The organism is Arthrobacter agilis (assembly GCF_002953615.1).
Lineage (GTDB): Bacteria > Actinomycetota > Actinomycetes > Actinomycetales > Micrococcaceae > Arthrobacter_D > Arthrobacter_D agilis_B.
Map to the genome: position 1 here is coordinate 3,139,807 of NZ_CP024915.1, position 4,691 is coordinate 3,144,497.

Annotated in this window: 4 protein-coding genes; 2 read left to right on the plus strand and 2 right to left on the minus strand. The window is 71.7% G+C overall.

Annotated features, from left to right (window positions below; genetic code table 11):
- On the minus strand, positions 1-1,600 hold a 1,600-nt coding region (gene mtrB / locus CVO76_RS15375), incomplete at its 3' end, for an MtrAB system histidine kinase MtrB (RefSeq protein ID WP_244186024.1).
- A 151-nt stretch (positions 1,601-1,751) separates the two neighbouring features.
- Positions 1,752-2,429, minus strand: coding sequence for an MtrAB system response regulator MtrA (mtrA, locus tag CVO76_RS15380; RefSeq protein WP_133080939.1), 678 nt, complete (start codon positions 2,427-2,429; stop codon positions 1,752-1,754).
- A gap of 368 nt (positions 2,430-2,797) precedes the next feature.
- Here mtrA and CVO76_RS15385 point away from each other — a divergent pair, with 368 nt between their 5' ends.
- Complete coding sequence (locus CVO76_RS15385) at positions 2,798-4,033, plus strand: glycerophosphoryl diester phosphodiesterase membrane domain-containing protein (protein ID WP_208740015.1); 1,236 nt, start codon at positions 2,798-2,800, stop codon at positions 4,031-4,033.
- 40 nt (positions 4,034-4,073) lie between these two features.
- On the plus strand, positions 4,074-4,691 hold a 618-nt coding region (locus tag CVO76_RS15390), incomplete at its 3' end, for a DUF4129 domain-containing protein (protein ID WP_208740016.1).

Genomic DNA, 4,691 nt, shown 5'->3' on the forward strand with positions numbered 1-4,691 from the left:
GCCGGAAGCATGCTCCTTCGCCGGGCATGCCCCATGCCTCCAGCCAGGCGTGGTGGAGCCGGGCGTCCTCGGTCGCGATCGACAGGCCCAGGCCGCTGCCACCGGTGGTCCGCGCCCGCGCGGGATCCGCCCGCCAGAACCGGTCGAAGACGCGCGAGGCCTCGAGCGGCGTCATCCCGATGCCGTGGTCGCGGACCGCCACGGCGACCGCCTCCGGATTGCAGGCGATGTGGATCTCCACCGGCCGCGCCTCACCGTGCTCGAGCGCGTTGACGATCAGGTTGCGGAGGATCCGGTCGATACGACGTCCGTCCGCGTCGGCGATGCACTCGGTCTCCGCGGAGACGATCCGGAGGTCCGAGCCGAGCCGTTCGGCGAGTGGCCGCGCCCCGTCGATGGCATGCTGCACGAGCTGCACGACATCGACCGACTCGGCCTCCAGCACGGCTGCACCGGCGTCGAACCGGGAGATCTCGAGCAGGTCGGCGAGCAGCGCCTGGAACCGTTCCACCTGGTCGAAGAGGATCTCCGCGGACCTCTTGTTCACCGGATTGAACTCGTCCCGGGCATCGTGCAGCACCTCGGCCGCCATCCGCACGGTGGTCAGGGGCGTCCGGAGTTCGTGGGACACGTCGGACACGAAGCGCTGCTGCATCTGGGACAGCTGCGCCAACTGCGTGATCTGGTCCTGCAGGCTGCCCGCCATGTGGTTGAAGGACGCCCCGAGCCGGGCCACCTCGTCCTCACCGCTGACCTCCATGCGCTCCTGCAGCTGACCCGACGCGAGCTTCTCCGACACCGACGCCGCGTGGCTCACCGGCAGCATGACGCTGCGCGTCACGTACCAGGTGATGCCACCGATGACGAGCAGGAGGACCAGTCCCACGAGCCACAGCACACCGTGGATGTAGTCGAGCGTGGACTGCATGGAGGAGAGGTCGTAGTAGACGTACAGGGCGTAGGGGCTGCGCTCGGGTGGCAGCTGGACCTGCGTCCCGAAGGCGATGCCCGGCGCGTCCTGGTCGCCGTCCTGCGTCACCGGGATGGTGATGGGCGCCCAGTAGATGTCCTGGCCGTCGCGGACCGCCGACTGGAGGTCGGGAGGGAGCATGCCCGCCGTGGCGCCGTCCTGGCTGACGGTGGTCGGGATGAAGAGCCCCTCCCCGGAGATGGGCACCAAAATCGACTGCCGCGGCGCATCGGTCTCGCTGCCCACCAGGGCGTTCACGGAATCGAGCACCAACCGGCTCGTCGTGTCCCGGTCCGTCGCCGAGGAGTCCCGGAAGACCGCCTTCGTGTCGACGAGGGCGGAACCGGCCTCCGCGCTGAACTGGTCGAAGCGCTCGTCGTAGAGCGCGCTCGCGATCTGGTTGGAGAGGAAGCCGCCGACGGCGACGAACGAGACGGATGCCAGGAGCATCGTCGCGACGACGGTCCGGAACTGCAGGGATCGCCGCCAGTGGCTGGCGATCGATCGCAGCAGGGCCCGGAGTCGGACCAGCCCCGCGCGGAGCCGTGCGACGACCTCGGGACCGGCGGCGGCGAGCGAGCCGGGAGCCCTGCCGCCGGACGCCCGGTCGCCGTCCTGCGCGTCGCGCACGTCGAGGGCGACGGGCTCACCCGGAGCCGCTGCGGGCGTGGAAGCCGACGCGGTGGGGTCGGCGGAGCCTACGCCGGAGGCTACGGAAGGCCGCGGGACCTCGGGAGAAGAGAAGGGGGAACCGGGAGCGCGATCGGCCGCGCCCGCCGCGTCAGCCCTGTCCGGCCTTGTAGCCGACACCACGCACCGTCAGGACAATCTCGGGTGCCTCGGGATCACGCTCGATCTTCGAGCGCAGCCGCTGCACGTGGACGTTGACGAGTCGCGTGTCGGCGGCGTGGCGGTAGCCCCACACCTGTTCGAGCAGCAGTTCGCGCGTGAACACCTGCCAGGGCTTCCGGGCGAGCGCGACCAGCAGGTCGAACTCCAGGGGGGTCAGGGACACGCGCTCGCCGGCCCGCGTCACCTCGTGGCCCGCGACGTCGATGCTCACCTCCCCGATGCGCAGGGTCTCCGGAGCCTTCGACTCCGCCGGGCGCAGCCGGGCACGGACACGGGCGACGAGTTCGGCCGGCTTGAAGGGCTTGGGCACGTAGTCGTCGGCCCCCGACTCGAGCCCGCGGACGACGTCGGAGGTGTCGGACTTCGCCGTGAGCATCACGATGGGGAGGTCGGACTCGTTCCGGATCTGGCGGCACACCTCGATGCCGTCCATGCCCGGGAGCATCAGGTCCAGCAGGACGAGGTCCGGGTGCGACGAGCGGAAGACGCCGAGCGCCGCGGCGCCGTCGGCGCAGAACACGGGGTCGAAGCCGTCGTTGCGGAGGACGATGCCGATCATTTCGGACAGGGCCTCATCATCGTCGATGACCAGTATGCGAGCCTTCATACCCCCATACTGTCCCATTCGACGCACAATGTCCCACCACCCCGGCGACGGCGTGGTGGGACGGACGGCACACGCGTGGTGCGTGCGGCTCCTGCCGATGGTGGCGCGGCTCACTATGATGCAGGAGGGGAAGCTGAACGCATGCGTCCCGGCAGCATCGACGGAGGGGCGCAATGAGTGATTCGACGAATGGGCCGGCCGGCGGGACACCTCCCGCGGGGCAGGACGGGAGCGGTGGCGACCCGCGGTCGCGACCACCGGGAGAACCGGTCCCGGGTCGGTCCGGGCCGTGGCAGCCCCCCGGCGCGTCGGCACCCCGTCGGCAGGACCGGCCCGCCTGGCAGTCGCCCGGCCGTCCGGCCCCCGGCGTGCCGCAGGAGCCCGGCGCCCCTCCACCGCCGTCCAGCCCGTGGGACCGGCCATCCGATCCCTCCGGGCACCAGGGCGCACCGGGCAGGTTCACTGCGCCCGGCCCCTCTCCCGCACCGGGGTCGGGCGGGGCGCCGGGCTGGGGCGGCTACGGGGCCCCGGGCGCACCCTGGGGCAACGGCCCCTCCGGAGGGCAGCCCTTCCCCCGGGCCCCCCGGTACCAGGCCCCGCCGAAGCCGGGCGTCATCCCGTTGCGGCCCCTCGGACTCGGCGAGATCCTCGACGGTGCCTTCCAGGCCTGCCGCAGGAACCCGCTGGCCACCTTTGGCATCGCCATCCTGCTGCAGGCCGTCGTCGCCCTGGTGACCGTGCTCATGCTCGGGAACGTCCTGTCGTCCTTGGAGGTGTTCGAGTCGCAGAACCCGACGCCCGACAGCATCATCGGCGCGTTCGCCGGCTTCGGCGTCTTCGCCTCCGTCGCGGGCATCGTGTCCGCCGCGGCGCTGCTGGTGCTCCAGGGCATCCTCGTCATCCCCCTGGCACGGGCCGTGATCAACCAGCGGACCTCCTTCGGTCAGGCGTGGCGCCTCTCCCGCAGCCGCATCCTCCCGTTGCTGGGCTTCGGCCTCCTGTCCGTCGCCGCGGGACTCGTCGGCCTCGTGGTGGTGGTCGGGATCTCGGCGCTCGCGATCATCGGCCTGGCGGAATACTCCGCCCTGGTCATCGTGCCCCTCGTGCTCGCGGGCATGGCGGCACTGGTCTGGGCGGGCATCAAACTCGCCGTCGCACCCGCGGCCATCATGCTCGAGGGCATCGGGCCCTGGACGGCCGTCAAGCGCTCGTGGCAGCTGACCCGGGGCAACTGGTGGCGGACGTTCGGCATCGTGCTCCTCACCAGCATCATCGTCTCGATCATCGGCTCCGTCATCTCGACCCCCCTCACCTTCGCGGTGTCCCTCTTCTTCGGCTTCAGCTCCAGCGCGTCCGCCGCGCCGGATGCCCTGGACTCGCTCCCGCTCCTGATCGCCACCCAGGCCATCGCGGCTCTCTTCACGGCGATCGGCTACGCCTTCCAGGCGGGCGTGACCGCACTGCTGTACGTCGATCTCCGCATGCGACGGGAAGGCTTCGACGTCGTCCTCCTGCGTGAGCACGAACAGGCCGGAGCGGGGCACCCGGACATCCTCCCCGGCGGCACCGCCTCCTTCGGCCACCAGCCCGGGGGGCCCGCCTGATGCCGACGCGCACCTCCCCGGCGCCGGGCAGGGGCCGCCGGTGACCACCGGGCGGCCCTTCCCCGCGCCCGACGCCGACGAGGCCCGCCGGCTCCTCCAGGAAGAACTCGCGAAGCCTGCCTACGTCGAAGCCCAGCCCTCCATCGTCGAACGGATCCTCGGCGACCTCCTCCGTGGCATCGCCCGGCTCCTCGACGGGATGGGCGGACTGGGAGCCGGCCCGGGAACGGTCGTCGTCGCGATCGGCGCGGCACTCGTCATCGTCGTGGCCGTCCTGCTCATCAAGCCCCGCCTGAACGCGCGCGGGAAGAAACGGGACGCCGCCGTGTTCGACGGCGACGTCAGGCGCTCGGCCGCATACCATCGCCGCCGCGCCGCCGGTCTCGCCGCGGAGGCCGACTGGACCGGCGCCGTCGCGGAACTGCTGCGTGCCACCATCCGCTCGGCGGAGGAGCGCCTGGTGATCGAGGAACAGCCCGGCCGGACGGCGACCGAGGCCGCCGTCCAGCTCGGGGATGCCTTCCCGGCGCGATCGGCCGATGCCGCGTGGCTGGCCGAGTTGTTCAACGAGACCCATTACGGCAGCGGCACGGCTACGGAAGAGGACCATCGGCGGGCGGCCGGCATCGAGGGGCTGCTGTCGTCCGAGCGGCCCGAA